The sequence below is a fragment of the Verrucosispora sp. WMMA2044 genome (assembly GCF_027497155.1).
Lineage (GTDB): Bacteria > Actinomycetota > Actinomycetes > Mycobacteriales > Micromonosporaceae > Micromonospora > Micromonospora palythoicola.
Map to the genome: position 1 here is coordinate 1,219,552 of NZ_CP114913.1, position 26,609 is coordinate 1,246,160.

Sequence of the window (26,609 nt, forward strand, 5' to 3'; positions counted from 1 at the left end):
GCAGCCCCGGCGGGGCTGGTGCGGCGCGGGCCGGCGGCACGGTGACGGGCGGCGACGCCGAGAGGCCGTGGCGTGGGCTGGACGCGGTGGGATCGTTGGCCGCGCTGCGGGGCCTGTTGTCCCGGCCGCTGGCCTCCTACCACCTGCTGCTGGCCAGCGCCGGGTTGCTGCTGCTGATCGGGCTGACCATGGTCTTCTCGGCCACCAGCGTTCGGGACTACGCCCAGGACGGCAACGCCTCGGCGTCGCTGACCAAGCAGGCGATCTTCGCGGTGATCGGCATCGTGGCGTTCTGGGCCTGCCAGCGCCTGCCGGCGCGCACCTACCGGGCCCTGGGCCGGCCGACCCTGGCGGTCGCGGTGGGGCTGCTGATCCTGCTGAACCTGCTGGTGGCGTACGGACGGCTGACCGACGGCGACGCGAAGATCGGCCCGCTGGAGGCCGAGCTGCTCTGGCTGTACATCGGCGGGATCAGCCTGCAACCCTCGGAGCTGGCGAAGTTCGCGCTGGTGCTCTGGGGCGCGCACGTGCTCGCTCGCAAGGGCGCGGCGCTGGGCTGGTGGCGGGAGTTGGCCACCCCGCTGTTCCCGGTGGTGGGGCTGCTCTTCGTGCTGGTCGGCTACAACGACCTGGGCAGCATGCTCTGCCTGCTCGCCCTGGTGGTGGGGCTGCTCTGGGCCGCCGGGGTGCGGCTGCGGGTCTTCGCCGCGCTCAGCGCGATCGGGCTGCTCGGCATCGGCCTGCTGGTCGCGGTGGCCTCCATCGGCGCCGGTTCCGGTGTGCGCGGCGAGGAGAACTACCGGCTGGCCCGGCTCACCATGTTCTTCAGCCCGCCACCGCTGGACGCCTGCAAGGACGACTTCTGCTATCAGATGGTCCAGGCCCGGTACGCCATCGCCAACGGGGGTTGGTTCGGCACCGGGCTGGGTCAGGGGCGGACCAAGTGGGCCTGGCTGCCGGCCGCGGAGAACGACTTCATCTTCGCGGTGATCGCCGAGGAGTTGGGCGTGGTCGGCTGCGCCGTGATCGTCACCCTGTTCGCCGTGCTCGGCTACACCGGTCTGCGCATCGCCCGCCGGGTCGACGACCCGTTCCGGCGACTGGCCGCCGCCGGCGCCACCGCCTGGCTCGTCGGGCAGGCGTTCATCAACATCGGCGGCGTGATCGGGCTGCTGCCGCTGACCGGCGTACCGCTGCCCTTCATCTCCGACGGCGGCAGCGCCCTGGTGGTGACCCTCGCGGCGGTCGGCATGCTGGCCTCGTTCGCCCGGGCGGAACCGGATGCGGCCCGGGCCCTGCATGCCCGTCCGCCGGCCCGGTGGGTCCGACTAGTGTGGGCACCGTTGCCGCCACTTCCCGGCCGGCGGCGCCGCGCGGCGCCGCCGGCGGCCGCCCGGGGCTCCGTGCCCCAGGCGCGCAAGCGGCGCACGGACGATCAGGCCACACCGCGTGGCACCCGGGCTGCCCGGGGTCGCGGCGGGTCGGCGAGCGAGAGGAGACGTTGATGGGTCCGCTGCGTTCGGTGGTGCTCGCAGGAGGTGGCACCGGGGGGCACATCTACCCGTTGCTCGCCTTCGCCGACTGCCTGCGGCGGCACGACCCCGGCGTCCGGATAACCTGCCTCGGCACACCGAAGGGCCTGGAGAACGAGCTGATTCCGCCGGCCGGGTACGATCTGCGGAACATCCCCGCCTACCAGCTGCCCCGCTCGATCAACATGAACCTGGTCCGTACCCCGGGCCGGATGTGGACCGCGGCCCGCGCGGCGGGCAAGGTCATCGACGAGGTACGCGCCGACGTGGTGGTCGGCTTCGGTGGGTACGTCTCGGTCCCGGCCTACCTGGCCGCCTGGCGGCGGGAGCTGCCCATCGTGATCCACGAGGTGAACGTGCCCCCGGGGGTGGCCAACCGGCTGGGGATGAAGTTCACCAAGCACGTCGCCGTCGGCTTCCCGCACCAGCCGGCGCAGGCGGAGTCGCTGCGCGACGCCCGGGTGGTCGGCGTGCCGCTGCGGCGCAGCATCGCCGGGCTGGACCGGGCGGCGATGCGCAACGCCGCGCGGGCCCACTTCGGGCTCCGTCCGGACCTGCCGGTGCTCTTCGTCGCCGGTGGCTCGCAGGGCGCCCGGTCGATCAACCTGGCGGTCTCCGGGGCGGCCAAGGAACTGGCCCGCAACGGCGTCCAGGTGCTGCACGTGATCGGTGCCCGCAACGAGCCGGTGTCGGTCCCGACCGACCTGCCGGTGCCGTACGTGACGCTGCCGTACCTGTCCGACATGGACGCCGGTTACGCGGCGGCGGACCTGATGCTCGGCCGGGGTGGGGCGATGACCTGCGCCGAGGTCGCCGCGATCGGGCTGCCCACCATCTACGTGCCCTATCCGCACAGCAACCAGGAGCAGAAGCGCAACGCGTTGCCGGTGGTCGAGGCCGGTGGCGGCCTGCTCGTCGACGACGCCGAGGTGACGCCGGACTGGCTCGAACGAACGGTGATCCCGCTGATCCGCGACCCCCAGCGGCTGCACGCGATGGGTACCGCCGCGGCGGCCTACGGGCGGCGCGACGGCGACGAGGCACTGCTCAACTTCGTCTACGAGGCGGTAACCCGATGACCACGTTCAGCCCGGCGGGCACGCTGACCGCCGAGGATCTCGGGCACATCCACCTGATCGGCGTAGGTGGCGTGGGGATGAGCGGGCTGGCCCGGCTCTTCCTGACCCGGGGCCTGCCGGTCTCCGGCAGCGAACTGCGGGAGTGGCCGTCGTTGGCCGGCCTGCGGGCGCTCGGCGGGACGATCCACATGACCCACGAGACGGCCAATCTCGACGGCGTGGACACGGTCGTATACTCCTCGGCGATCCCCGCGGACCACCTGGAGATGGTCGAGGCGCGCCGGCGCGGGCTGCGGGTGCTGCACCGCTCGGAGGCCCTCGCGGCCGCGATGACCGGCCGCCGCACGGTGGCCGTCGCCGGCACCCACGGCAAGACCACCACCACCTCGATGGTCACCATGGTGCTCCAGCAGGCCGGGGTCGATCCCTCCTTCGTGATCGGCGGGGAGATCTCGGAGGTGGGGTCGGGGGCGCACCACGGCACCGGCGAGTACTTCGTGGTGGAGGCCGACGAGAGCGACCGCTCCTTTCTCATCTACCGTCCGTTCGTCTCGATCGTGACGAACGTCGAGGCGGACCATCTGAACACCTACGGCGATCTGGCCAACCTGGAAGCCGCCTTCGCCGAGTTCGCCCGGCTCACCGACCCGGACGGCTTCGTCATCACCTGCGCCGACGACGCGGGTGGTCGGCGGCTGGCGGCGACGCTGCGCGCCGAGGGGCGTCGGGTGTACACCTACGGGGAGGCCGAGGACGCCGACCTGCGACTGACCGAGATGGCCTCCTCGGCGCGGGGGGTGCGCTACCTCGCCCACATCGACGGTCGTCCGCTCGGCGAGTTCCGGTTGCCGGTGCCGGGCCGGCACATGGGGCTCAACAGTGCCTCGGCGGTGCTGGCCGCGTACCTGCTGGAGTTGCCGTTGCCGGCGGCGGAGGCCGCGCTGGCGGCCTTCCCGGGGGTGCGCCGCCGCTTCGAGCGCAAGGGTGACGTCAACGGGGTGCTGGTCTACGACGAGTACGCCTACCACCCGACCTCGATGACGCTGGCGCTGCGGACGTTGCGCGAGGTGGCCGGCGACGGTCGGCTGATCGTCGTCTTCCAGCCCTACCGGCTCTACCGCACCCGGCAGCTGCAGGCGGAGATCGCCGAGGCGCTGGCGATCGCCGACGAACTGGTGCTGCTGGAGGTCTTCGGGCCGGGCGAGGAGCGTGGTCCCGGCGAGGGTTCGGCGGCGCTTGTCGAGGCGGTGTCGCTACCGGCGGAGCGGAAGGTCTTCGTCGACACCTGGGAGTCGGCGCCGGCCGAGGTGGCCCGGCGCGCCCGACCCGGTGACGTGGTGGTGACGATGGGTGCCCCGCCGATCTCACTGATGGGTGACGAGCTGCTCGCCGCGTTGGCCGCGCGTACCGTCGGTGCGTCGGCGCTCACCGGCACCGTCGCCGGTGGGGTGGCCGGCGGGTCGACGAGCATCGGGGGAAGCGTGCCCGGAGCCGTCGGTGTGGACGGCGCGGCGCCCGTCGCGGAATGAGTCCCGGCCCGGCCCGTGGTCGCGGCACCGGTGTGGACGGTGGCGCGGGGCGTCGTCCGGTGCGCAGGTGGCAGCTGGTACGCGCGGGCAGTGATGCGGTACCCGCCTCCACCCGGCGGTTCATGGCCCGGGCCCGGCAGCGCCGGATGCGCGCGGCGCTGCCCTGGGCGGTGGCCGGTGGCGTGGTCGCGGTGGCCGGGCTGGTGGCGTGGGCGCTGCTGGGCACCGGCCTGTTCGGGGTACGCGAGGTGCGGGTGGAGGGCGCCGAGCTGGTGACGGCGGTGCAGGTGCGGGACGCGGCGGGGGTGCCGGACGGTGCCCCGCTGGCGCGGGTGGACCTGGCCGCGTTGGCGGGCCGGATCGGTGCGCTGCCGCCGGTGGAGCGGGTCACCGTCACCCGGGACTGGCCGGACGCGTTGGTGGTACGGCTGACCGAGCGCACGGGGGTGGCGGTGGTGCCGCGCGGTGAGCGGTTCGCGGTGGTCGACGCCGCCGGGGTGGTGTTCCGGACGGTTCCGCAGCGTCCGGACGGCCTGCCAGTGGTACGGGTGGCCGCGCCCGGTCCGGACGACCCGGACACCCGGGCCGGGCTCGACGTGCTCGGTGTGCTCACTCCGGAGCTGCTCGACCAGCTGGTCGAGATCAGGGTCGAGGGGTTGGCCCGGATCAGTCTGCGGCTGCACGACGATCGCACGGTGTTCTGGGGTGACGCGACCCGTGGCGCGGACAAGGCGCGGGTGGCCACCGCGCTGCTCGACCAGGACGCGGCCCGGATCGACGTGAGCGCGCCGGACGTGGTCACCTTCCGGTGAGTCACCGGTCAGTGGTGAGCAGTCTCGCTACACCGGCGACACGCCGGAGAGGTCCTTGGCTCATCGCTCGGCTGCGCTTACGTTGCCCGGAAGGGGATCAGTGGTTGACATAACTCTCACCCTCTAGTAGAGGGTGAGGGTTTACCTCTCGACCTCGGTGGTGGTAGCTGCGTCGACCGTCGGTCCGGCCAGGCCGTAGCCGGTCGGGGAGTAGCCAATCTCGAAGGGAAGGACCGGAGATGACACCTCCGCACAACTACCTGGCGGTCATCAAGGTCGTCGGCATCGGGGGTGGCGGCGTCAACGCCGTCAACCGGATGATCGAGGTTGGGCTCAAGGGCGTCGAGTTCATCGCGATCAACACGGACGCGCAGGCGCTGCTGATGAGCGACGCCGACGTCAAGCTCGACGTCGGCCGCGAACTGACCCGGGGGCTGGGCGCCGGCGCCAACCCGGACGTCGGCAAGAACGCCGCCGAGGACCATCGCGACGAGATCGAGGAGGTCCTCAAGGGAGCCGACATGGTCTTCGTCACCTGCGGTGAGGGCGGTGGCACCGGCACCGGTGGCGCGCCCGTGGTGGCGAACATCGCCCGCAAGCTCGGTGCGCTGACCATCGGTGTGGTCACCCGCCCCTTCTCCTTCGAGGGCAAGCGCCGTCAGGTGCAGGCCGAGGCCGGCATCGACGAGCTGCGTAACCAGTGTGACACCTTGATCGTCATTCCGAACGACCGGCTGCTGGCGCTGGGCGACCGCAACATCAGCATGATGGACGCGTTCCGCACGGCCGACCAGGTGCTGCTCTCCGGTGTTCAGGGCATCACCGACCTGATCACCACGCCGGGTCTGATCAACCTGGACTTCGCCGACGTCAAGAGCGTGATGAGCGGCGCGGGCAGCGCGCTGATGGGCATCGGTAGCGCCCGGGGCGAGAACCGCGCGGTCGAGGCCGCCGAGGCCGCCATCTCCAGCCCGTTGCTGGAGCAGAGCATGGACGGCGCGCGTGGCGTGCTGCTCTCCATCGCCGGTGGTTCCGATCTCGGTCTGTTCGAGATCAACGACGCGGCCCAGCTGGTCACCGACGCGGCGCACCCGGACGCGAACATCATCTTCGGCGCGGTCATCGACGACGCGCTCGGCGACGAGGTGCGGGTCACCGTGATCGCGGCGGGCTTCGACGGGGGCACTCCGGCGTACAAGGCGGCCGAGGCACCCCGTAAGTCGAACCAGAACCAGTCCGCCCCGCCGAGCACGCCGATCGTGCCGTCGCCGACGCCTCCGGCCACGCCGCAGTCGCCGCGCCGGGTGCTCTTCGACGACGTGGACGTGCCCGACTTCCTGAAGAACGGGTCCTGAACAGCGCCGATGACCGACAGTCAAGCCCCGGCGAGAGCCGACCGGCGCGCGGAACTCGCCGCCGGGCTCGCCCGCGTACGCTCCCGCATCGCCGACGCCTGCACGGCCGCGGGCCGCGACCGGGCCGAGGTGACCATGATCGCGGTGACCAAGACCTACCCCGCGGCCGATGTGGTGACGTTGGTCGGCCTCGGCGTGACCGACGTGGGGGAGAACCGCGACCAGGAGGCGGCGGGCAAGGCGGCGCAGGTCGCCGCCGCCGGACTCACCCCGCGTTGGCATTTCGTCGGCCGGTTGCAGCGCAACAAGGTCAAGTCGGTGCTGCGGTACGCGGACGTGGTCCAGTCCGTCGACAGCGTCCGGTTGGCATCCGCGTTGGACACCGGCGTCACCGCCATCGGCCGGGATCGGCCGCTGGACGTGTTGGTGCAGGTGAGCATCGACGGTGACGCGGCGCGGGGTGGTGCCGTGCCGGACTCGGCCGATCCCGATGTCGGCCTCGGTGCGGTCACCGAGGCGGTCGCCGCCGCCGGTGGGCTCCGGCTGGCCGGCCTGATGGCGGTGGCACCGCTGGGCTGGGAGCCGGAGCGGGCGTTCGCCCGGCTGGCGACGGTGGCGGCGCTGGTGCGGGCGGACCATCCGCAGGCGACGGAGCTGTCCGCCGGCATGAGTGGCGACCTGGAAGCGGCGATCGGACACGGCGCGACACATGTCCGCGTCGGCAGCGCGTTGCTCGGAATGCGTCCCACGCTGCGGTAGCCTGGCCGCGAGGGAAGCAAATTACATCAGTGTTGTTTGTAGGAACGGCCTTCCCGGCGACGGGGGGCGTGACGTGCAACGCGAATTGCGCGTCGGGGGATTGCCGTTCCGGTCCGGTGGGCAGGGATGGTCCACTCGCGACAGGCGACACGGCGGGGGCGTGTGCCGCACGGCGGACGGGAAGGGCGCGGGGATGGGTGCACTGCGCAAGGCGGGGGTCTGGCTCGGACTGGTCGAAGAGGACGACGAGCGGGCCTACGACGACGGTGGCTACGACAAGGGTGGCTACCGGGAGTCGCGCTACCGGCAGAGCCGGTACACCGAGGAGTTCGCCGACGAGGAGGACGAGCCGGAGGAGCCGCCGGCGCCTCGGCCACGGCTGGGTGAGCGTGGTCGGCTGAGCGAGCGGTCGGCCCGGCTGGGTGAGGCCGAGCGGCTGGAGTCCGAGCGTCCGGAGCGCACCGAGCGGTCCAGCGTCAGGTCGATCACCCGGTCCACCGGCGAGCCGTCCGGCGCGCTGACGTACCACACCCGGGACAACCTCGCCCTCGCGCCACAGGTGCAGCCGCGTGAGCGTGCGCTGGTGCCGGAGGAGGAGCAGCGTTACCAGATCACCACGCTGCACCCGACCACGTACCGCGAGGCGCGCACCATCGGCGAACACTTCCGCGACGGCGTGCCGGTGATCATCAACCTCACCGAGATGGATGAGGCGGATGCCCGCCGTCTGGTGGACTTCGCCGCCGGGCTGGCGTTCGGGCTGCGCGGTACGATCGAGCGCGTGACCAACCGGGTGTTCCTGCTCTCACCGGCCAATGTCCAGGTCACCGCGGAGGACAAGGCCAAGATCGCTGAGGGCGGGTTCTTCAGCCTGAGTTGACCCGCCCGACCCGAGGGACGTCGCCTGCCGTGTTGTCGATCTTGTTACAGGTGCTCTACCTGACCACGTATGTCTTCCTGATCGTTCTTCTGGCCCGTTTCGTACTGAGCGCGGTGTTGCAGTACGGCCGTCGCTGGCAGCCCGGTCGAGGAGCGTCAGCCGGACTGGAATCCGTGTGGAGCGTCACTGATCCCCCACTCCGGGCGTTGAGGCGTGTGATCCCTCCGCTGCGAATTGGTACCGTGAGCATCGACCTGGCCTCCCTTGTGCTCCTGGTTATCCTGTTCGTGCTGATGAGGTTTGTGTTAGAGCCGGCGATCATCAGGACCGCCTGATGACCGACGCGCTATCGCGGCCGCAACTGACCCGAGGAGTTTCGATGCCGCTGACCCCGGCCGACGTCCACAACGTCGCCTTCAAGAAGCCGCCGATCGGCAAGCGGGGCTACGACGAGGAGGAGGTCGACGCCTTCCTGGACGAGGTCGAGCGCGAACTCGCCCGTCTGATCGAGGAGAACAACGAACTGCGCGCCCAGGTGGAGCGCGGCGGGCGGGGCGGTGCCCCGGCCGGCCCCGGTGGCGATGCCCGCCTGGCGGCCGAGCTGAACGACGTCAAGGCTCAGCTCGACCGGGTGCAGCGCGACAAGGCCGCCGCCGAGCAGGCCGCCCGCGCCATGCAGGCGGAGCTGGAGCAGGTCCGCTCCGTTGGTGTCGGTGGCGCCGCGGCCGGCCCGGACGGCGAGCAGCAGGCGCTGCGGGTGCTCATGATGGCCCAGCGCACCGCCGACGACCACGTCTCCGACGCTCGCCGCGAGGCCGACCAGCTGCTCTCCGAGGCCCGTTCCAAGGCCGAGGAGGTCACCCGCGAGGCCCGTGCCAAGGCCGACGCGCTGGAGCGCGACGCCCGGCAGCGGCACCAGGAGGCCATGGGCGGCCTGGACGCCAAGCGCACCGCGTTGCAGAAGCACATCGAGGAGCTCAAGCAGTTCGAGCGGGAGTACCGCACCCGGCTCAAGGCGTACCTGGAGAGCCAGCTGCGTGACCTCGACGGTCGTGGTCAGGGCCTGGAGGCCGAGATGACCCGCGGTGAGGGTGCCCGGGCCGCCGGCAACGGGCTGGCTGCGGCCGGTCTCGCCGGGTCGTACGGCGGGGGTCGCTCCGGCGCGCTCGAGGCCGGTCGCTGAACCGGGTCGGTGACCGCCGCCGGCGCGGCGATCACCTGCCCCGCCTCATCGGTACGACACGGCGAGGGTGAGCCATGATAGTGATCAGTCTCGCGCTCATCCTCATCGCGGTGGTGCTGCTGGTCTTCGGCCTGGCCGGTGGCTCCAGCCTGCTGCTCGTCGTCTCGATCGGGGCCAGCCTGCTGGCCGCCGTGGCACTCGTCGCCGGCGCCCGCCAGGCGGCCGGCCGGGCCACGGTTCCCAACGGCACCCCGGCTGGCCAGGCGCGTCGCGAGGGCGACCGCCGGGAGCCGAGCATTCCGACCCAACAGACCTCGGCAGACGTGGACACCGGCGATGCCGGGTGGCGGCAACCACCCGGCTCGCCGGTGACCGAGCCACGTGAGCGGTTGCGCGTCGCCGACGGGTACGACGACGAGCCCGCGGCCGAGGAGACCACAGCCGCGCAGGCGGCCCGCATCGCCCGCCTGGTGGACGAGGTGCGGGTCGTCGACGGTCGTCCGCGGTACCACCTCGCCGAGTGCCCACACCTGGTCGGCCGGGAGCACGAGCCGCTGCCCGTCGCGGAGGCGGTCGAGCTCGGCTTCACCCCCTGCGCCCACTGCACACCGGACGCGGTGTTGCTGGCGGATTCCGAACGCCGCTGAGCCGGGTCCGATGGACGACGCGCTCACCATCGCCGTACGAGTGAAGCCGGGCGCCTCCCGGGCCCGGGTGGGCGGCCGCTTCGACGGCCCGCACGGGCCCGCTCTGGTGATCGCGGTGCTTCCCCCGGCGGCTGACGGCCGGGCCACCGAGGCGGCCCGTCGCGCGTTGGCCGCCGCGCTCGGCATCCGGCCAGCCGCCGTGTCGCTGCGCACCGGCGCGGCGAGCAGAGACAAACTCTTCCTGGTCACACCGACCGGACCGGATCTGGTCGACCGACTGAGCCGGCTGCGCGACGGCCCGGAACCGGCCGGGTGAGTGGCGGTCATCTGCTAGCGTTCCCTTTGCCCCGAAATGGCAGTTGCCGGGGCGGATCGGGCGTTGCGGTGCGGCACGTTGTCGGACGCCTTTACGTTCCGTATCCTTGCCAACCTCCGGAGTGCGCGGCCCCGTCGCCGCGCGCCCGTTTTGTACCTGGGGCGGCCGATGCTGGCGGCCCCTGTCGAGGCGTCGCGGACCAACCGCGGCTCCGTGGCCGAGGGAGCGACGATGGCCAAGCCAGCCGACACCAGGACCGCAGGCCGCAAGCCGGCGGCGAAGTCCACCCGCAGCGCCGCGGAGACCGAGAAGATCCGGGCCGCGTTGGCGGCTCGGCACGAGGAACTGCGTGCCGAGTACGATCAGACGCTGAGCGAGATCACCGAGCTGCAGCGCGACCGCCTCACCGACTCGGCCGGGGACGACCAGGCCGACACCGGGACCAAGACGTTCGAGCGGGAGCAGGAGATCTCCCTCGCCAACAGCATCCTGGAACGGATCACGCAGGTCGAGCGCGCTCTCGAGCGCCTCGACGAGGGTGGCTACGGCTGGTGCGAGCGATGCGGCAACCCCATCCCGGTGGAGCGGCTGGCCGCCTTCCCGTCCGCCACCCTCTGCGTGACCTGCAAGCAGCTGGAGGAGCGGCGCTGACGGCACGCTCCCCGGCGTCCGCCCGCGGCGGTGCGACCGCACCGCCGCGAAAGCCGATGGGGAGCAGATGAGCGCAGCACCGCAAGCGGGATCCGGCATCGACGGGTCGGGTAGAGCCACGAGATCGCGGCGCCGGTCCGTCACGATCCTGCTCTCGCTCGCGGTGTTCGCGGTGGCCGTCGACCTGCTGACCAAGCACCTGTCCCTGCAGGAGCTCGCCGACCGCGAGCCGGTGCGGCTGCTGGGCGGGGCTCTCTACCTGTCGCTGACCCGCAACAGCGGGGCCGCGTGGAGTCTCGGCAAGGACTACACCTTCATCTTCCCGATCATCGCGATCGGGGTGCTGGCCTGGATCGGGTGGATGGCGCGGACGGTGCGCTCGGTTCCCTGGGCGGTCGCGCTGGGTCTGGTGGTCGGCGGCGTCGTCGGCAATCTGATCGACCGGATCTTCCGGGCTCCGGGCTGGTTCGTCGGACACGTGGTCGACATGTTCAGCGTCTTCGACCCGTACGGCCGGGTGTTCCCGATCTTCAACGTCGCCGACAGCGCCCTGGTCTGCGGTGTGCTGCTCGCCGTCGGGCTGGAGTTCACCGGACGCCAGCGGGACGGCACCCGGGCGCCGGCCGCCGACCGACCTGGTGGCACCGATCGGGCGGACGCACCGACGGGCGAGGAGACCACCGCCCGGCAGCCCGCCGGGGCCGGGGACCCGGGCGACACCGACGGCGGACGGCAGGAGCGGGCGTGACGGCCACCTACGCCGCCGGTGGCGACCAGCGGAGCCTGCCGGTCCCCGACGGACTCGACGGGATGCGACTGGACCAGGTCGTCGCCCGGCTGTTCGGGCTGTCCCGCACCGCCGCCGCCGCGCTCGTCGACGCCGGAGAGGCACTCGTGGACGGCGCGGTACGTCCCAACTCGCACAAGGTGCGGGCGGGTTCCTGGCTGGAGGTGACGCTGCCCGCGCCGGCCACCGCACCGGTGGTGGTGCCCCAGGCGGTGCCCGGCCTGCGGGTGGTGTACGCCGACGACGACATCGTGGTGGTGGACAAGCCGGTCGGCGTGGCCGCACACCCCAGCCCCGGGTGGACCGGCCCGACCGTGATCGGCGGGCTCGCCGCCATCGGGCACACGATCGCCACCAGCGGTGCCGCCGAGCGTCAGGGCGTCGTGCACCGCCTCGACGTCGGCACCACCGGCGTCATGGTGGTGGCCAAGAGCGAGCAGGCGTACAGCGTGCTGAAACGCGCCTTCAAGTATCGCGAGGTGGAGAAGCGCTACCACGCGGTGGTGCAGGGGCACCTGGACCCGTTGCGCGGCACCATCGACGCACCGATCGACCGGCATCCGCACCACGACTACCGCTGGGCGGTGGTCTCCGGCGGCAAACCGAGCATCACCCACTACGACACCATCGAGGCGTTCCCGTCCGCGAGCCTGGTCGACGTGCGGCTGGAGACCGGCCGGACCCACCAGATCCGGGTGCACTTCTCGACGCTGCGGCATCCGTGCGTGGGTGACCTCACGTACGGAGCCGATCCGACACTCGCCGCCCGGCTCGGACTGGACCGGCAGTGGTTGCACGCCAGAGAGTTGAGCTTCGAGCACCCCCGTACGGGGGACGAGGTTCGCTTCGTCAGCGACTACCCTGACGATCTGGGACGCGCGTTGGAACTCCTCCGCGACTGACGCGTCCCGCCCGTTCCGACCGACTGACGAGGGGACCGCCCGTGCGCGCCGGCGATCTGCTGCGGAAGTTGGACCAGCGACTGCTGCCCCGCCTCGCCGCCACGGTGACCCGGCTGGGTAACGGCCCGGGCCAGACTCCGCTGCTCGGGTGGGTGGCGATGCTGTCGTGCACCGCGGTGCTGGCCACGGCCGTGCTGGCCACCGGCGGTCCGCCGGTGCCGGACCGCACGGTCGGCGAAGTGACCCGGGTGGGCGTGGTCGAGGGCGACTCGATCCCCCGTTACGAGGCGACCGCGGCGGCCGACCTGGCCGCGTTGGCCGGCTCGCTCGGTGACGGCACGTACGCCCTGGTCTCGCTCAGCGAGTACCTCACCCCGGAGCGGCTCGCCGCGGTGGTCGGTGACGTGGGCATCGCGGTGGTGTTCGGACGCGTGCCGCTGCCGCAGCGGCAGACCGAGATCGTCCGCATCCCGGCCCAGCGGGTGCCGGAGGACGTGACCGCCGGCATGATCAAGCTCGCCGAGCGCAAGGAGCGGGAGGCGGCCGACTACCGCGCCCGGGCCACCGCGCTGGGCGGTGGGGGACCGGAGGAACGCGAACTGCGCGGCCTGTACCTCAGCGGTGCCCAGGTCGCGGCGGCGGAGGCGGCCGCGTTCCGGGCCGGGTGCGCCTGCCTCTACGCCCTGGTGGTACGCGCCGAGCCGGCGAAGCTGCGGGGTGTGGCGGCCCGGTCCGGGGTGCGGGTGGTGGATCCCGCGCCCGAGGTCCGGCGGTTGGAGCGGACGGTGTTCACTCCACCGCTGCCCGAGCAGCGGGACGTCGTGCGGCCACCGGTCGACCGGACGGCCACACCGGAACCGACCGCGAGCGCCACCCCGGTCGCCACCCCCACCGGGGTCGCCGCCACCACCACCGGCGGCCCGCCCGCGCCGGTGCCGACCGCGGCCGAGCCGACGGTGGCGGACCGCTCGCCGGCACCGCCACGGGTGACGGATTCGTCACCGTCGCCGTCGCCGCCCTCGCCGGCACCCAGGGCGTCGACATGGACGCCGTCCACCTCGGCAGACACCGCCGACACGGATGATTTGGAGCGGACACCGTGACGGTTGTCGACAGATCCGGGTGCCGCCCGGTGTGGCCTCAATAGGCTTTCGTTCGTAGCCTGTCAGACGGAGACCGAAGCGCTGGGGAGGCGATCCGTGGAGGGCAGCGAGACCGGTTGGGGACGGCCCGCCGAACCGGCACCGCGGTGGCGGGCGCTGCTCGACCGAGCCCGCCTCGGCGGTCGCAGCGCGGAGCCGCCGGCCGAGCGGCGGGGGGAGGAGCCGGCACCGTCGCCTGAGCCGTTGCCGCGGCGGGGGCCGGGCAGCGGCTACGCGGGCCGGGTACCGGCCGTCGGGCAGCCGGCGGACCGGTCGTACGGCGAGGAGCCGGCCTACCGCGCCGAACCGGCCTACCGGGTCGACCCGGCGCTTCCCGCCCAGCCGTACCGGGGGCAGCCGGGGCCGCCGCCGTACCCGGCGGTGCCGGAGCCGCGTCGGCCGGAGCCGGTCGAGTCCCGGTACACCCTGTTGGACAACGGCTACCGGCACGCCGGGCCACCGGTGGAGTCCCGGTACGCCCTGCTGGACAACGGTGGCTACCAGCCGCACTCGGCGCCGCCGGCCGTGGCGCCGCCGAGCCCGCCGCCGCAGGCGGCACCGGTGCCGGCGGTGGCACCAGTGACCCCGCCGCCGGCCGTGGCACCACCGGCAACGGTGGCCGGCCGTCCCGGGCGGATCGAATGGCGGGCGCAGAGCGCCGGCAGCGACCTCGAACGGGCCGCCGCCGTGCTCCGTCGCGACCTGGGCACGCCCCGGGTGATCGCCTTCGCCAACCCGAAGGGCGGGGTGCACAAGACCACCGCCACCGTGCTGGCCGCGGCCACCGTCGGCAGCGTACGCGGCCGTGGTGTGCTGGCCTGGGACGACAACGAGCTACGCGGCACCCTCGGCCTGCGCGCCGGCAGCGCCCGGCATGCCCGCACCATCCGACACCTGGTCGCCGACCTCGTCCAGATCGAGATCCGGGAGGGCGCCGAGCTGCTGGAGATCCTCGACGACTACCTGCGGCACGCCTCCGACGGGTCGTACGACGTGCTCGCCGGTGAGGAAAGTCCCCGGTTCGCCCAACGACTGGACCAGTTCACCGTCAAGCGGGTGCTGGAGCTGCTGCGTCGCACCCACGACGTGATCTGTGTGGACACCGGCAACAACGTGGAGAGCCCGAACTGGCGCACCGTCATGCAGGCGGCCGATCAGCTGGTGGTCACCACGGTGCCCCGCGAGGACGCGGCGTTCAGCGCCGACTGGATGCTCGACCTGCTGCACGAGGAGGGGATGGGCGAGCTGGCCGACAACGCCGTCACGCTGATCTCCTGCCCCACCCCGGGCCGGTTGCCGTTGCAGAACGACCTGGAGAAGCACTTCGCCACCCGGACCCGGACGGTGACCGTGGTGCCGTACGACCCGGCGCTGGAGACCGGCTCGTCGATCGAGTACCACCAGCTTCAGGGCGAGACCCGGCAGGCCTGGCTACGGGCGGCCTCGGCGATGCTGGAGCCGTTCGGCCGCTGACCGGTGCGTGCCGGGCGGCTGACGGCGAGCCGCTGCCGCGACACGGTGTACGACCGACGACGGTAGCTGCGAGGATCATCGGGTGAGCCCGAGCACCCCCGCCGCCGAACCGCCCGCACGGCCGCCAACCGCCTTCCCGCCGTCGCCGACCGAGCCGACGACCAGCCGGCCGGCGACGGACGCCGTCGGGCCGCCCACCGAGTCGGACACCGGGCCGACGGACACTGGGCCGACGGCCACCGAGTCGACCGGCGGGCGGGCGGCCGGGCTCGGCCGCGTGGTGGCGGTCGGAGCGGCGACGGTGCTGGCGCTGGGCCTGCTCGGGGCCCCGCTGGGATGGGTCTGGGCGGCGATCGCGCCGACCACCCCGGTCGTCAGGAGCGGCGACGGCGCGGTCTACGGCCAGGCGCAGCCGGAGCAGCCGATCGCCGCCGACGGGTGGTTCAGCCTGCTCGGGTTGGCCTTCGGGGTGCTCACCGCGCTGGCCGTGTGGTTCCTGCTGCGCAAGAACCGGGGACCGGTCGGGCTGGTCGTCGCGGCGGCCGGTGCGCTCGCCGCCGCGTTGGTCGCCTGGCAGGTGGGGCGTCGGGTCGGCCTGGCCGGCTACCAGCGGCTGCTGGACACCGCCCCGGAGGGCACCCGGTTCAGCAAGCCGGCCGACCTGCGGGCCGGCGGGATCGAGCTGTTCCTCGGGGTGTTGCCGCTGCCCTACGGCAACGTGCTGCTGCCGGCGTTCGCCGCCGCGGTGACGTACACCCTGCTCGCCGGCTGGTCGCGGTGGCCGTCGCTGCGGCCGGAGCCGGAGCCGGACGTGACCTGGCTCACCGCGCCCGCGCCGATGCCCGCAGGGCCGGCGGGGGACGCTGGTTCCGGGCCGGCGGGACCGGGAGAAGACGCCGGTTCCGGGCCGGCGGGGCGCGAGGGCGAGGTCAGTTCGGGGCCGGCGGCGGCGAGGCCAGTTCCGCCAGCGGCACCGGAACCGCCCGCACCTGGCGAAGCAGCGCCGCCTCGCGGTTGAGCAGGTGCAGCTCGGCGCGCAGCCGGGCCGCCGTGTCGTCGATGGCGAGCAGCCGCTGGCGGTCCGTCACCGTCAACGCCGCGGTGGCGGCGACCAGGTGGGACAGCACCGTCGGATCCTCGGGTAGCTGCTCGGTCAGCTCACCGGCCTCGGCCCGGATCAGGCCCAGGTACTGCCGGAAGACGGCGATCACCCGGGCCGCCAGCAGGTCGGCGGTCTCGTCCGGGCCGTCCGGCTCGGGCAACCACCGCACCTCGGCGGTCAGGTACGGCGCGGAGCTCCGGTCGACCTCGCCCACCCGGAACCGTCGCCGCCCCACGGTGACGATGTCGAAGCCCCCGTCCTCCAACTCGGTGACCTGCCGTAGCTCGGCCGTGCAGCCCACCTCGTGCAGGGTGACGTCGCCGGACATCTCCTGACCGGGACCGGAGGCGACCTCCCAGCCGCTGCGGATGGCCACCACCCCGAACTCGCGCGGTGCCCCGTCGGGCAGCGCGACCAGGTGCCGGACCAGCGCGCGGTAGCGCTCCTCGAAGATGTGCAGCGGCAGTACCAGCCCTGGAAAGAGCACCGTGGCGAGCGGGAACACCGGTAGCCGTTCGGTCACGTGATCAAGCGTAGCCCGATCCGCGGGCGGTGGCGTGTCCCGGCTCACCGTCCCGGACAGCGGGCGGCGCCGGTCGGCCCGGCGGACGGCCGCCTAGACTCGCAGGCGTGTTGAACCGGATCGACCTGCGCGGTGGCGCGCGTGACCCGCGCCACCTGCTGCCTCGCGCCCAGCTCGACGTCTCCGTGGCGGTCGAGCGCATCCGCCCGATCGTCGCGGCGGTGCGCGAGCATGGCTACTCGGCGGTCCGCGAGGCCAGCGAGCGGTTCGACGGGATAGCCCCGGAGGTGCTGCGGGTGCCGGCGGAGGCCATCGCGGCGGCGGAGGGCACGCTGGACGGCCAGGTCCGGGCGGCGCTGCTGGAGTCGATCGCCCGGGCCCGGCGGGTGCACGCCGATCAGCGACGGGTCGACCACACCACCCAGGTCGTGCCGGGTGGCACGGTCACCGAGCGGTGGCTCCCGGTCGACCGGGTCGGCCTCTACGTTCCCGGTGGGCTGGCGATGTACCCGTCGACCGTGGTGATGAACGTGGTGCCCGCCCAGGCGGCCGGTGTCCGGTCGCTGGTGGTGGCCAGCCCGCCGCAGCGGGACAACGGTGGTCTGCCCGACCCCCGGGTGCTCGCCGCCTGCGCGCTGCTCGGCGTCGACGAGGTGTACGCCGTCGGTGGGGCCCAGGCCGTGGCGATGCTGGCGTACGGCTGCGCCGTCGACGCCGCAGGCAGCGCGCACTGCGCCCCGGTGGACATGATCACCGGACCGGGAAACATCTGGGTCACCGCCGCGAAGCGGCTGCTGCGCGGGGTGGTCGGCATCGACGCGGAGGCCGGGCCGACCGAGATCGCGATCCTGGCCGACGACACCGCCGACCCGGTGCACGTCGCCGCCGATCTGATCAGCCAGGCCGAGCACGACCCCCTCGCGGCAAGTGTGCTGGTCACCCCGTCGGTCACACTGGCCGACGCGGTGGACCGGGAGCTGGCCCGACTGGTGCCGGCGACCAAGCACGCCGAGCGGGTCGGCACCGCGTTGGGCGGCGAGCAGAGCGGCGTGGTGCTCGTCGACGACCTGGCGGCGGGGCTGCGGGTGGTCGACGCGTACGCGGCGGAACACCTGGAGATCCAGACCGTCGACGCCCGCCAGTGGGCGATGCGGGTACGCAACGCCGGGGCGATCTTCGTGGGCGCGTACTCGCCGGTGTCGTTGGGCGACTACTGCGCCGGCTCCAACCACGTGCTGCCCACCGGGGGCTGCGCCCGGCACTCGTCCGGGCTGTCGGTGCAGTCGTTCCTGCGCGGCGTGCACGTGGTGGAGTACACCGAGCAGGCGCTGCGGGAGGTCGCCGGGCACGTGGTGACGCTGGCGAACGTGGAGGACCTGCCGGCGCACGGCCAGGCGGTCACCGCCCGGTTCCCCGACGCCGCCGGGAGCCCGCGGAGCGAGTCGGCCACGTCGGCGCAGACCGGGGCCACCGCATGACCGGACTGGACGACCTGCCGATCCGTGACGACCTGCGGGGACGGTCGCCGTACGGTGCACCGCAGCTCGACGTGCCGGTGCGGCTGAACACCAACGAGAACTCCCACCCGGTGCCGGAGGCGGTGGCCGAGGCGATCGGCAAGGCCCTCACCGCGGAGCTGCGCGATCTCAACCGTTACCCCGACCGGGACGCGCTGGCGTTGCGGGCCGACCTGGCCGGGTACCTCGGCCACGGGCTCACCGCCGACGGGGTGTGGGCGGCCAACGGCTCCAACGAGGTCCAGCAGCAGCTGCTCCAGGCGTTCGGTGGGCCGGGGCGCAGCGCGCTCGGTTTCACCCCGGCGTACTCGATGCATCCGCTGTTGGCGCTCGGCACGGGCACCCGGTGGGTGCCGGCCCGCCGGGGGGTCGACTTCGCGTTGACCGCCGACGAGGCGGTCGCGCAGGTCCGCGAGCACCGGCCGGACGTGGTCTTCCTCTGCTCGCCGAACAATCCCACCGGCACCGCGCTCGACCCGACGGTGATCCGCGCGGTGCTCGACGTCGCCCCGGGGATGGTGGTGGTCGACGAGGCGTACGCGGAGTTCGCCCGGCCGGGCACGGTCAGCGCCCTCGCGGTGCTGCCCGGTCACCCACGGCTGGTGGTCACCCGGACGATGAGCAAGGCGTTCGGCTTCGCCGGTGGCCGGCTGGGCTACCTGGCCGCCGATCCGGCGGTGGTGGCGGCGGTGCAGCTGGTCCGGCTGCCGTACCACCTCTCCGCGCTCACCCAGGCCGCCGCGCGGGCCGCCTTGGCTCACCGCGACGCCCTGCTCGCCACGGTCGCCGAGATATCCGAGCAACGTGACCGCATCGTCGCCGAGCTGCGCCGTCGTGGCCTGCGGGTCGCCGACAGCGACGCCAACTTCGTGTTGTACGAGGTCGGCGGTGACCAGTCGGTGGCCTGGCGAGCGCTGCTGGCGCGCGGCGTGCTCGTGCGTGACGTGGGGCTGCCCGGTTGGCTGCGGGTCACCGCCGGTACCCGGGCCGAGACCGACGCCTTCCTCGCCGCCGTGCACGATATCCAGCGCGAGGGGCTGATCGCCCCGCCGCCGCTACCGACGAAAGGCACATCATGAGCCGGACCGCCCGGGTGGAGCGGATCACCAAGGAGACCAAGGTCCTGGTCGAGATCGACCTCGACGGCACCGGAGTGGCCGAGATCAGCACCGGGGTCGGTTTCTACGACCACATGCTGCACCAGATCGCCCGGCACGGTGGCTTCGACCTGACCGTGCGCACCGTGGGTGACCTGGAGATCGACGCGCACCACACGATGGAGGACACCGCGCTTGCCCTCGGTGCCGCCTTCGACCAGGCGCTCGGCGACAAGGCGGGCATCCGGCGCTACGGCTCGGCCACCGTGCCGATGGACGAGGTGCTGGTCCGGGCGGCCGTCGACCTCTCCGGCCGGCCGTACGTGGTGCACGACGAGCCGCCCCTGGCGCCGTACATCGGCCCGGTGTACCCGACCAGCATGACCCGGCACATCTGGGAATCCTTCGGTCAGGCGGCCCGGATCACGCTGCACGTGGACGTGTTGCGGGCGGCCCGCCCCGGCGGGCACCCGGACGCCCACCACGTGGTCGAGGCGCAGTTCAAGGCGGTGTCCCGGGCGCTGCGGGAGGCCACCGCGGTGGACCCCACGGCGGGCGGGGCGATTCCCAGCACCAAGGGGGCGTTGTGAGCGGCCCGGGTGCGGTGCGACGGAGGTGTCGCCGGTGAGCGGCATCCTGCCCACGTTGCTGCTGATCCTGGCCGGGGTGCTGGTCGGTGGGGCGCTGTCCCTGCACCGGCAGGGGGCGCCGCGCGGCGCGGTGGTCGTCACCGCGCTGCTGGCGGTGCTGGCCACCGCCGCGGGTGTGCTCTGGCTGCTGCCGGGGGACGGGTCATGACCAGCCGGCCCGACGGCGGGGCGGTCCCGCGTGGACGGCGTCGGATCGTGGTGCTCGACTACGGCTCGGGCAATCTGCGTTCCGCCGAGCGGGCGCTGGCCGCTGCCGGCGCCGACGTCCTGGTCACCGGCGACCTCGCCGCCGCCGCCGACGCCGACGGCCTGGTGGTGCCCGGGGTCGGTGCCTTCGCCGCGTGCGTGGCCGGCATCGAGGCGATCGGTGCCGGGCCGGTGATCGCCGGGCGGGTCGCCGCCGGCCGCCCGGTGCTGGGCATCTGCGTGGGCATGCAGATCCTCTTCGAGTCCGGCGACGAACACGGGGTGGTGACCAAGGGACTGGGCCTGCTGCCGGGCACGGTCACCCGGCTCGCCGCCGCCCGGCTGCCGCACATGGGCTGGAACACCGTGCAGGCGCCGGTCGGCTCGGTGCTCTTCGCCGGCCTGCCCGCCGACAGCCGGTTCTACTTCGTCCACTCGTACGCCGTCGCCGACCCGGCCGCGCTGACCGCGTCCGGGGCCCGGGTGACCACGGCCCACCACGACTGTGACTTCGTCGCGGCGGTGGAACGCGGTGCGCTGTCGGCCGCCCAGTTCCACCCCGAGAAGTCCGCCGACACCGGTGCCGCGTTGCTGCGCAACTGGCTGGCCACCGTGCCCGCCGGTGACTGAGCCGGCCGGTGGCGCCCGCCGGGGCCCACGGTGAGCCGGGAACGGGCCCAGCGGCGGGCGGCCCGGGAGGCGGAGGCGGCCCGGCAGCGGGTGCTGCGGGAACGCGCCGCCGCCCGCCGGGCGCGCCGTCGGGCGCTGGTCCGCCGGGTGGTGCCGACGGTGCGTCGTGGCCGCACCGGTCGGCTGCCCCGATACTCCCAGGGCGAGCGGGCGGCCATCGTGGCGCTCACCCTGGCCGCGATCACCCTGATCTGGGTGTTCGTGCCCGACCTGGCGCTGCGGGTCGGGCTGATCCTGCTGCTGCTGCTCGTCCTGCCGGTGATCGTGGTGATCGCCCTGGACCGCCGTTGACCATGCGAGAGGGACCCGACACATGAGCCTCACCCTGTTGCCCGCCGTGGACGTCGCCGACGGCCAGGCCGTCCGGCTCGTGCAGGGCGCCGCGGGCAGCGAGACCACCTACGGCGACCCGCTGGAGGCCGCGCTGGCGTGGCAGCGAGACGGTGCCGAGTGGATCCACCTGGTCGATCTCGACGCCGCGTTCGGCCGGGGCAGCAACGCCGACCTGCTCGCCGAGGTGGTGCGCCGCCTCGACGTACGGGTGGAACTGTCCGGTGGCATCCGGGACGACGCCTCGCTGCGCGCCGCGCTGGCCACCGGTGCCGAGCGGGTGAACATCGGCACCGCCGCGCTGGAGGACCCGCAGTGGTGTGACCGGGTCTGCGCGGAGTACGGCGACCGGGTCGCGATCGGGCTGGACGTGCGCGGCCGGACCCTGGCGGCCCGGGGCTGGACCCGGGACGGCGGCGACCTGTACGAGGTGCTGGAGCGGCTCGACAAGGCCGGTGCCTCCCGTTACGTGGTCACCGACATCACCAAGGACGGCACCATGCGCGGACCGAACCTGGACCTGCTGCGCGAGGTGTGCGCCCGTACCGACGCCCCGGTGATCGCCTCCGGCGGCGTCTCCACCCTGGATGACCTGCGGGCCCTGGCCACCCTGGAGTCGGTCGGCGTGGAGGGGGTCATCGCCGGCAAGGCGCTCTACGCGGAGGCGTTCACCGTGGCGGAGGCCCTGGCGGTCCTCGCGAACCCGTGATCCGGCTGCGGCCCGGCCGCGCCGCCGCCCGACCGTGCCGTCGCCCGACCCGCAGAGGAAGGACGCTCCCGTGCCCACCAACCGTGAGATCCAGTTGGCCGCCCGCCCGCAGGGCTGGCCCACCGAGGACAATTTCCGGCTCGTCACCGCCGAGGTGCCCACGCCCGGTCCGGGGCAGTTGCTGGTGCGCAACCGGTACATGTCGGTGGACCCGTACATGCGCGGGCGGATGAACGACGTGCGGTCCTACGTACCGCCGTTCGCCCTGGACGCGCCGCTCGACGGCGGGGCGGTCGGTGAGGTGGTGGACGGTTCCGCCGACGGTTTCGCCCCGGGCGACACGGTGCTGCACGGCCTCGGCTGGCGGGACTACGCGCTGGTCGAGGCGAAGACCGCCCGCAAGGTCGACCCGGATCTGGCACCGGTGACCGCCTACCTCGGTGTGCTCGGGATGACCGGGCTGACCGCGTACGCCGGGCTGCTGGAGGTGGCCGCGATGCGTCCGGGTGAGACGGTCTTCGTCTCCGGGGCGGCCGGTGCGGTCGGCAGCATGGTCGGCCAGGTCGCCCGGCTCCGCGGCGCGGGCCGGGTGGTCGGCAGCGCCGGGTCGGCGGCCAAGGTCGAGCGGCTGCGGGCGCTCGGCTTCGACGCCGCGTTCGACTACCACGACGGCCCGGTACGCGACCTGCTGCGGGCCGCCGCTCCCGACGGGGTCGACGTCTACTTCGACAACGTCGGCGGCGAGCACCTGGAGGCGGCCATCTCGTCGATGAACGTGCACGGCCGGGCGGCGATCTGCGGCATGATCGCGCAGTACAACGACACCGAGGCACCGGCCGCCCCGCGCAACCTGGCCCAGGTCATCGGCAAGCGGCTGACCCTGCGCGGTTTCCTGGTCAATGATCACGGCCACCTGCGGGAGCAGTTCGTGCGAGAGGTCTCCGGGTGGCTGCGCGAGGGCGCACTCGCCTACGACGAGACGATCGTCGACGGCCTGGAGAACGCCCCGGCGGCCTTCCTCGGCCTGCTGCGGGGGGAGAACCTCGGCAAGATGCTGGTGCGGCTGTGACCGGCGGCGCGGACCGTCGGGTCGAGCGGGGTGCCGGGCGTCGTCCGGGCGGCGATAGGCTCGTCGCATGACGGTGGCGGTACGGGTGATCCCCTGTCTCGACGTGGACGCGGGACGGGTGGTCAAGGGCGTCAACTTCGTCGACCTGCGGGACGCGGGTGACCCCGTCGAGCTGGCCGCCGCGTACGACCGTGCGGGTGCCGACGAGTTGACCTTCCTCGACGTCACCGCCTCGTCCAGCGACCGGGGCACCATGCTCGACGTGGTCCGCCGTACGGCCGAGTCGGTCTTCATTCCGCTTACCGTCGGTGGTGGCGTGCGGACGGTCGCGGACGTGGACACCCTGCTGCGCGCGGGAGCCGACAAGATCGGCGTGAACACGGCGGCGATCGCGCGTCCGGAACTGCTCGCGGAGATCGCGGAACGGTTCGGTCGGCAGGTGCTGGTGCTCTCGCTCGACGTTCGGCGGGCACCGGCGGGCAGCACCGAGAGCGGGTTCGAGGTGACCACCCACGGCGGGCGGCGCGGCACCGGGCTGGACGCCGTGCAGTGGGCGCGGCGCGGCGCCGAGCTGGGCGCGGGCGAGATCCTGCTCAACTCGATGGACGCCGACGGCACCAAGGCCGGCTTCGACCTGGAACTCATCGGCGCGGTGCGCCGGGTCGTCGACGTCCCGGTGGTGGCCAGCGGGGGCGCCGGTGCGGCGGCCCACTTCCCGCCGGCCATCGGCGCCGGCGCCGACGCGGTGCTGGCCGCCAGCGTGTTCCACTTCGGGGAGTTGACCGTGGCGGAGGTCAAGGACGTGCTGCGCGGCGCCGGCCACCCGGTGCGCTGACGCCGCTGGGCACCACCGGCGGCAGGTCGCGCCCGGGCGTACGGCGGTCAGCCGCGGCCGGAGTGTCCCTCGGGAGAGCGTCGGGGCATCGGGATCGAGCGCACCAGATATTCCTGTACGGCGGCGGCGTGCTCCTGCTCGTCGAGGTGCCAGTCCGCGGTGCCGGGCGCGTGCCGGCGGCTGAGCACCCCCTGCACGGTGTCGACGGTGGTGGCCAGCCCGGCGCTGGGCCGGGAGCGCCACAGGTGTTCGCCGTCGGGAGTGATCCGGAACCAGCCGTCGGAGACGTCGACCAGCCCGGCACCGAGCAACCGGCGGATCGCCTCCTCGATGTCGTGCCGTTCGGGAATGCTCTGGTCGAGATGGTCGGCCGTGGAGAGCACGTCGGCGAGGCGTACTCCCTCGGGGCGGCGGGTGGTCGTGGACCGTCGGTGGCGTCCGGCGCCGCTGGCGATCACCAGCGAGACGAAGATCCATGCGTCGGTACGACGCCAGGCGTTGTCCCCCATGCGGAGATTCTGCCGGGCGACCCGGCTTCAGGAAAACACCGACCGCCGCACTGCGACCGTGAGTGGCATCATGATTGCCGACAGTCGATGCGGCTGGACGGAACCGACTCGATCCGGTATGGGTCCGTGGCGCTGGGTGGTCGTCAGGTGGCCGGGGCCGGCTCGATCCGTTCCACCGTCGGTGGTTTCGGCTCGGCGACGTCGAACAGGGGCAGGAACAATTGGGCCAGTGGCCCGATGGTCAGCGCGTAGGCGATGGTGCCGATGCCGACCGTACCGCCGAGCACGGCGCCCACGGCCAGCACGCCGACCTCGATGATGGTGCGGACCAGGCGTAGCGACCGGCCGGGGCGGCGGGCGACCAGGCCGGTCATCAACCCGTCCCGGGGGCCGGGTCCGAGGCGGGCGCCGAGGTAGAGCGCGGTGGCCGCGCCGTTGCCGACGATCCCGGCGACCAGCAGGACGATCCGCAGCGCGAGTGGCCCCCCGGGGGGCAGCAGGGCCAGGGTCGCGTCGACCGCCAGGCCGATCACCACCACGTTGGCGACGGTGCCGAGACCGGGACGCTGGCGCAGCGGGATCCAGGCCAGCAGCACCAGCGCGCCCACCGCGATGACCACGGTGCCCATGCTCAGGCCGGTCAGTCGGGACAGCCCCTGGTGGAAGACGTCCCACGGGTTCAGGCCGAGCCCGGAGCGGATCATCAGCGCCATGCTGAAGCCGTAGAGGACGAGCCCGACGAACAGGTGCGTCAGCCGTCGTGCCGGCCGGTGTCGGAGGTTGCCAATCATTGCCACGCATGCCACTCTAGGTGCCAATTGGCGGCGCGATAGAGCCAATCTCGGGGGAGTGGCCATGGTGAGTCAGGTGCGTGGGGTCCAATTGGCCCGGCTGCTCGGGCAGTGGCACGCACTGCCCGGTCGGCGGCGCAGCCCCGACTATGCCGCGCTGGCCGGTGCGGTACGCGGCCTGCTCGCCGACGGTCGGCTCCCCCTCGGCGTGCGCCTGCCCGCCGAACGGGACCTGGCCGAGGCGCTGCGGGTCAGCCGTACCACCGTCACGGCCGCGTACCGCGAATTGCGCGACAGCGGACACCTGGCCAGCCGGCGGGGTGCCGGAAGCTGGACGATGCTGCCGGGGACGCACCGGGTCGCGCCGAACGGACTGTGGATCCCACTGGACGACCGGGACATGCTCGACCTCGGTGTGGCGGCGTTGTCCGCCCCGCCCGAACTGCTGCCGGCGGCCCGGGCGGCGGCCGAGGATCTGCCCCGCTACCTCAACGGCGCCGGGTACCACCCGATCGGGATCATCGAGCTGCGGGAGGCGGTCGCCCAGCGGTACACCGAACGGGGGCTGCCCACTTCGCCGGACCAGATCATGGTCACCAACGGCACGCAGCACGCCCTGGACCTGGTGCTGCGGTTGGCGCTCGCGCCGGGCGGCGGGGTCCTGGTCGAGTCGCCGAGCTACCCGAACGCCCTGGCGGCCCTGTCCGCCCGGCGGGCCCGGATCACCACGCACGGCCTGGCCGCCGACGCCGACGGCTGGGACGCGGACCTGCTGCTGGGTACGTTGCGGCAGGTTCGACCCCGCGTCGGGTACCTGATTCCCGACTTCCAGAACCCGACCGGGCACCTGATGCCGGCCGAGCTGCGGGAACGGCTGGTGGCCACCGCGCACGCGGTCGGCACCGACCTGGTGATCGACGAGTCGTTCGTGGACCTGCCGCTGGACGGGACCGACCTGCCACCGCCGACGGCGAGCTTCGACCGGCACTCCCGGGTGGTGAGCGTCGGTGGCATGAGCAAGCCGTTCTGGGGCGGGCTGCGGATCGGCTGGATCCGGACCTCGGCGCCGCAGGTGCAGCGGCTGGCCGCGGCGCGGGTGGGTGTCGACATGTCCAGCCCCGTGCTGGACCAGTTGGTCGCGGTGCACCTGCTGGAGGTCGCGCCGGCCATCGTGGCCGCCCGGCGGGCACAGCTGGCCGTGCAGCGTGACGCGTTGCTCGGCGCGCTGGCCAGCCGGCTGCCGGAGTGGCGGGTCACCGTGCCGCGCGGCGGGGTGACGCTCTGGGCCGAGTTGGACGGGCCGATCTCCAGCGCCCTGGCGCGGGCCGCCGAGGAGGTCGGCGTACGCCTGGCACCCGGCCCCCGCTTCGGCCTCGACGGGACGCTGGAGCGCTTCCTGCGGCTGCCGTTCACCCTGCCGGCCACCGACCTGGTCGAGGCGGTCGGGCGGATCGCGGCGGTCCGTTACGACCTGGACCGGGCGGGGCAGACCCGCTGGCCGGAGCCGAGCGTCATCGCCTGAACCGCCGTCGCCGCTGGTGTGGCGCGACACGG

The 26,609-nt window shown here is 73.3% G+C and carries 30 protein-coding genes; 27 read left to right on the forward strand and 3 right to left on the reverse strand.

Going from position 1 to position 26,609, the window contains the following annotated elements; all coding sequences use genetic code 11:
* Positions 1-95 precede the first annotated feature (95 nt).
* The 17 genes from O3597_RS05610 (at position 96) to O3597_RS05690 (ending at position 16,065) form a co-directional block, all read left to right on the forward strand.
* On the forward strand, positions 96-1,505 hold the full coding sequence (locus tag O3597_RS05610; protein WP_281604485.1) for a putative peptidoglycan glycosyltransferase FtsW: 1,410 nt from the start codon (positions 96-98) through the stop codon (positions 1,503-1,505).
* Complete coding sequence (gene murG, locus O3597_RS05615; protein ID WP_093401146.1) at positions 1,505-2,611, forward strand: undecaprenyldiphospho-muramoylpentapeptide beta-N-acetylglucosaminyltransferase; 1,107 nt, start codon at positions 1,505-1,507, stop codon at positions 2,609-2,611. The genes O3597_RS05610 and murG overlap by 1 nt, the downstream gene beginning before the upstream one ends.
* Entirely contained in the window at positions 2,608-4,140 is a 1,533-nt protein-coding gene (murC, locus tag O3597_RS05620) for a UDP-N-acetylmuramate--L-alanine ligase (RefSeq protein WP_281603429.1), read from the forward strand. Before murG ends, murC begins: the two co-directional genes overlap by 4 nt.
* A 32-nt stretch (positions 4,141-4,172) precedes the next feature.
* On the forward strand, positions 4,173-4,952 hold the full coding sequence (locus O3597_RS05625) for an FtsQ-type POTRA domain-containing protein (protein WP_281604486.1): 780 nt from the start codon (positions 4,173-4,175) through the stop codon (positions 4,950-4,952).
* Between the two features lie 239 nt (positions 4,953-5,191).
* Positions 5,192-6,307 (forward strand): cell division protein FtsZ, encoded by a 1,116-nt coding sequence (ftsZ, locus tag O3597_RS05630; RefSeq protein ID WP_164449185.1) that lies wholly within the window; start codon positions 5,192-5,194, stop codon positions 6,305-6,307.
* 9 nt (positions 6,308-6,316) lie between these two features.
* Positions 6,317-7,066 carry a YggS family pyridoxal phosphate-dependent enzyme gene (locus O3597_RS05635; RefSeq protein WP_164449184.1) on the forward strand — a complete coding sequence of 250 codons (750 nt, stop codon included), beginning with the start codon at positions 6,317-6,319 and terminating at the stop codon, positions 7,064-7,066.
* Positions 7,067-7,259: 193 nt separating this feature from the next.
* On the forward strand, positions 7,260-7,946 hold the full coding sequence (sepF, locus tag O3597_RS05640; protein WP_164449183.1) for a cell division protein SepF: 687 nt from the start codon (positions 7,260-7,262) through the stop codon (positions 7,944-7,946).
* Positions 7,947-7,975: 29 nt separating this feature from the next.
* Complete coding sequence (locus O3597_RS05645; protein WP_093401140.1) at positions 7,976-8,281, forward strand: YggT family protein; 306 nt, start codon at positions 7,976-7,978, stop codon at positions 8,279-8,281.
* Between the two features lie 44 nt (positions 8,282-8,325).
* Positions 8,326-9,129: a DivIVA domain-containing protein gene (locus tag O3597_RS05650; RefSeq protein ID WP_099844722.1), complete on the forward strand. Its 804-nt coding sequence runs from the start codon at positions 8,326-8,328 to the stop codon at positions 9,127-9,129.
* 74 nt (positions 9,130-9,203) lie between these two features.
* Positions 9,204-9,776, forward strand: a complete 573-nt coding sequence (locus tag O3597_RS05655; protein WP_164449182.1) for a hypothetical protein — start codon at positions 9,204-9,206, stop codon at positions 9,774-9,776.
* Between the two features lie 10 nt (positions 9,777-9,786).
* Positions 9,787-10,092: a DUF167 domain-containing protein gene (locus O3597_RS05660; RefSeq protein WP_281603430.1), complete on the forward strand. Its 306-nt coding sequence runs from the start codon at positions 9,787-9,789 to the stop codon at positions 10,090-10,092.
* A gap of 231 nt (positions 10,093-10,323) precedes the next feature.
* Positions 10,324-10,743 carry a TraR/DksA C4-type zinc finger protein gene (locus O3597_RS05665; RefSeq protein WP_164449180.1) on the forward strand — a complete coding sequence of 140 codons (420 nt, stop codon included), beginning with the start codon at positions 10,324-10,326 and terminating at the stop codon, positions 10,741-10,743.
* 67 nt (positions 10,744-10,810) lie between these two features.
* Positions 10,811-11,491 (forward strand): signal peptidase II, encoded by a 681-nt coding sequence (gene lspA / locus O3597_RS05670; protein ID WP_281603431.1) that lies wholly within the window; start codon positions 10,811-10,813, stop codon positions 11,489-11,491.
* The gene (locus O3597_RS05675; protein ID WP_164449178.1) at positions 11,488-12,432 is read left to right on the forward strand and encodes an RluA family pseudouridine synthase; all 945 of its coding nucleotides are present in this window, start codon (positions 11,488-11,490) and stop codon (positions 12,430-12,432) included. Before lspA ends, O3597_RS05675 begins: the two co-directional genes overlap by 4 nt.
* A 41-nt stretch (positions 12,433-12,473) precedes the next feature.
* Positions 12,474-13,535, forward strand: coding sequence for a hypothetical protein (locus O3597_RS05680; RefSeq protein ID WP_281603432.1), 1,062 nt, complete (start codon positions 12,474-12,476; stop codon positions 13,533-13,535).
* A 96-nt stretch (positions 13,536-13,631) separates the two neighbouring features.
* The gene (locus O3597_RS05685) at positions 13,632-15,047 is read left to right on the forward strand and encodes an AAA family ATPase (protein WP_281603433.1); all 1,416 of its coding nucleotides are present in this window, start codon (positions 13,632-13,634) and stop codon (positions 15,045-15,047) included.
* A gap of 82 nt (positions 15,048-15,129) precedes the next feature.
* Entirely contained in the window at positions 15,130-16,065 is a 936-nt protein-coding gene (locus O3597_RS05690) for a DUF2567 domain-containing protein (RefSeq protein ID WP_348650332.1), read from the forward strand.
* Here O3597_RS05690 and O3597_RS05695 read toward each other — a convergent pair.
* Positions 15,977-16,672, reverse strand: a complete 696-nt coding sequence (locus O3597_RS05695) for an LON peptidase substrate-binding domain-containing protein (RefSeq protein WP_281603434.1) — start codon at positions 16,670-16,672, stop codon at positions 15,977-15,979. The genes O3597_RS05690 and O3597_RS05695 overlap by 89 nt on opposite strands.
* Positions 16,673-16,779: 107 nt before the next feature.
* Here O3597_RS05695 and hisD point away from each other — a divergent pair, with 107 nt between their 5' ends.
* From hisD to hisF, 9 genes are all read left to right on the forward strand, one after another.
* The gene (gene hisD / locus O3597_RS05700; protein ID WP_281603435.1) at positions 16,780-18,150 is read left to right on the forward strand and encodes a histidinol dehydrogenase; all 1,371 of its coding nucleotides are present in this window, start codon (positions 16,780-16,782) and stop codon (positions 18,148-18,150) included.
* Positions 18,147-19,268: a histidinol-phosphate transaminase gene (locus O3597_RS05705; RefSeq protein WP_164449175.1), complete on the forward strand. Its 1,122-nt coding sequence runs from the start codon at positions 18,147-18,149 to the stop codon at positions 19,266-19,268. The genes hisD and O3597_RS05705 overlap by 4 nt, the downstream gene beginning before the upstream one ends.
* Complete coding sequence (gene hisB, locus O3597_RS05710; protein ID WP_269737461.1) at positions 19,265-19,876, forward strand: imidazoleglycerol-phosphate dehydratase HisB; 612 nt, start codon at positions 19,265-19,267, stop codon at positions 19,874-19,876. Before O3597_RS05705 ends, hisB begins: the two co-directional genes overlap by 4 nt.
* Before the next feature lie 25 nt (positions 19,877-19,901).
* On the forward strand, positions 19,902-20,084 hold the full coding sequence (locus tag O3597_RS05715) for a hypothetical protein (protein WP_093401546.1): 183 nt from the start codon (positions 19,902-19,904) through the stop codon (positions 20,082-20,084).
* Complete coding sequence (hisH, locus tag O3597_RS05720) at positions 20,081-20,752, forward strand: imidazole glycerol phosphate synthase subunit HisH (protein WP_281603436.1); 672 nt, start codon at positions 20,081-20,083, stop codon at positions 20,750-20,752. Before O3597_RS05715 ends, hisH begins: the two co-directional genes overlap by 4 nt.
* A 30-nt stretch (positions 20,753-20,782) precedes the next feature.
* Complete coding sequence (locus O3597_RS05725) at positions 20,783-21,103, forward strand: hypothetical protein (protein WP_164449172.1); 321 nt, start codon at positions 20,783-20,785, stop codon at positions 21,101-21,103.
* Between the two features lie 22 nt (positions 21,104-21,125).
* Positions 21,126-21,851: a bifunctional 1-(5-phosphoribosyl)-5-((5-phosphoribosylamino)methylideneamino)imidazole-4-carboxamide isomerase/phosphoribosylanthranilate isomerase PriA gene (priA, locus tag O3597_RS05730; protein ID WP_164449171.1), complete on the forward strand. Its 726-nt coding sequence runs from the start codon at positions 21,126-21,128 to the stop codon at positions 21,849-21,851.
* A 70-nt stretch (positions 21,852-21,921) separates the two neighbouring features.
* Positions 21,922-22,920 carry an NADP-dependent oxidoreductase gene (locus tag O3597_RS05735; RefSeq protein ID WP_281603437.1) on the forward strand — a complete coding sequence of 333 codons (999 nt, stop codon included), beginning with the start codon at positions 21,922-21,924 and terminating at the stop codon, positions 22,918-22,920.
* 67 nt (positions 22,921-22,987) lie between these two features.
* Positions 22,988-23,755, forward strand: a complete 768-nt coding sequence (gene hisF, locus O3597_RS05740) for an imidazole glycerol phosphate synthase subunit HisF (protein ID WP_164449169.1) — start codon at positions 22,988-22,990, stop codon at positions 23,753-23,755.
* 47 nt (positions 23,756-23,802) lie between these two features.
* Here hisF and O3597_RS05745 read toward each other — a convergent pair whose 3' ends face one another.
* Together O3597_RS05745 and O3597_RS05750 are read right to left on the reverse strand one after the other, a co-directional pair.
* Positions 23,803-24,264 carry a hypothetical protein gene (locus O3597_RS05745; RefSeq protein WP_281603438.1) on the reverse strand — a complete coding sequence of 154 codons (462 nt, stop codon included), beginning with the start codon at positions 24,262-24,264 and terminating at the stop codon, positions 23,803-23,805.
* Positions 24,265-24,407: 143 nt separating this feature from the next.
* Positions 24,408-25,061, reverse strand: coding sequence for a hypothetical protein (locus tag O3597_RS05750; RefSeq protein ID WP_164449167.1), 654 nt, complete (start codon positions 25,059-25,061; stop codon positions 24,408-24,410).
* A gap of 58 nt (positions 25,062-25,119) precedes the next feature.
* On the opposite strand from O3597_RS05750, the gene O3597_RS05755 reads away from it, so the two are divergent.
* Positions 25,120-26,577 (forward strand): PLP-dependent aminotransferase family protein, encoded by a 1,458-nt coding sequence (locus O3597_RS05755; protein ID WP_216592994.1) that lies wholly within the window; start codon positions 25,120-25,122, stop codon positions 26,575-26,577.
* The last annotated feature ends 32 nt before the right edge of the window (positions 26,578-26,609 follow it).

What these genes read in the sequence shown, in the direction of transcription:
- murG (WP_093401146.1), top strand. Translation starts at nt 1,505, where the DNA reads ATGGGTCCGCTGCGTTCGGTGGTGCTCGCAGGAGGTGGCACCGGGGGG.
- murC (WP_281603429.1), top strand. Translation starts at nt 2,608, where the DNA reads ATGACCACGTTCAGCCCGGCGGGCACGCTGACCGCCGAGGATCTCGGG.
- ftsZ (WP_164449185.1), top strand. Translation starts at nt 5,192, where the DNA reads ATGACACCTCCGCACAACTACCTGGCGGTCATCAAGGTCGTCGGCATC.
- O3597_RS05635 (WP_164449184.1), top strand. Translation starts at nt 6,317, where the DNA reads ATGACCGACAGTCAAGCCCCGGCGAGAGCCGACCGGCGCGCGGAACTC.
- sepF (WP_164449183.1), top strand. Translation starts at nt 7,260, where the DNA reads ATGGGTGCACTGCGCAAGGCGGGGGTCTGGCTCGGACTGGTCGAAGAG.
- O3597_RS05650 (WP_099844722.1), top strand. Translation starts at nt 8,326, where the DNA reads ATGCCGCTGACCCCGGCCGACGTCCACAACGTCGCCTTCAAGAAGCCG.
- O3597_RS05655 (WP_164449182.1), top strand. Translation starts at nt 9,204, where the DNA reads ATGATAGTGATCAGTCTCGCGCTCATCCTCATCGCGGTGGTGCTGCTG.
- O3597_RS05660 (WP_281603430.1), top strand. Translation starts at nt 9,787, where the DNA reads ATGGACGACGCGCTCACCATCGCCGTACGAGTGAAGCCGGGCGCCTCC.
- O3597_RS05665 (WP_164449180.1), top strand. Translation starts at nt 10,324, where the DNA reads ATGGCCAAGCCAGCCGACACCAGGACCGCAGGCCGCAAGCCGGCGGCG.
- lspA (WP_281603431.1), top strand. Translation starts at nt 10,811, where the DNA reads ATGAGCGCAGCACCGCAAGCGGGATCCGGCATCGACGGGTCGGGTAGA.
- O3597_RS05705 (WP_164449175.1), top strand. Translation starts at nt 18,147, where the DNA reads ATGACCGGACTGGACGACCTGCCGATCCGTGACGACCTGCGGGGACGG.
- hisB (WP_269737461.1), top strand. Translation starts at nt 19,265, where the DNA reads ATGAGCCGGACCGCCCGGGTGGAGCGGATCACCAAGGAGACCAAGGTC.
- hisH (WP_281603436.1), top strand. Translation starts at nt 20,081, where the DNA reads ATGACCAGCCGGCCCGACGGCGGGGCGGTCCCGCGTGGACGGCGTCGG.
- priA (WP_164449171.1), top strand. Translation starts at nt 21,126, where the DNA reads ATGAGCCTCACCCTGTTGCCCGCCGTGGACGTCGCCGACGGCCAGGCC.
- hisF (WP_164449169.1), top strand. Translation starts at nt 22,988, where the DNA reads ATGACGGTGGCGGTACGGGTGATCCCCTGTCTCGACGTGGACGCGGGA.
- O3597_RS05745 (WP_281603438.1), bottom strand. Translation starts at nt 24,264, where the DNA reads ATGGGGGACAACGCCTGGCGTCGTACCGACGCATGGATCTTCGTCTCG.
- O3597_RS05755 (WP_216592994.1), top strand. Translation starts at nt 25,120, where the DNA reads ATGGTGAGTCAGGTGCGTGGGGTCCAATTGGCCCGGCTGCTCGGGCAG.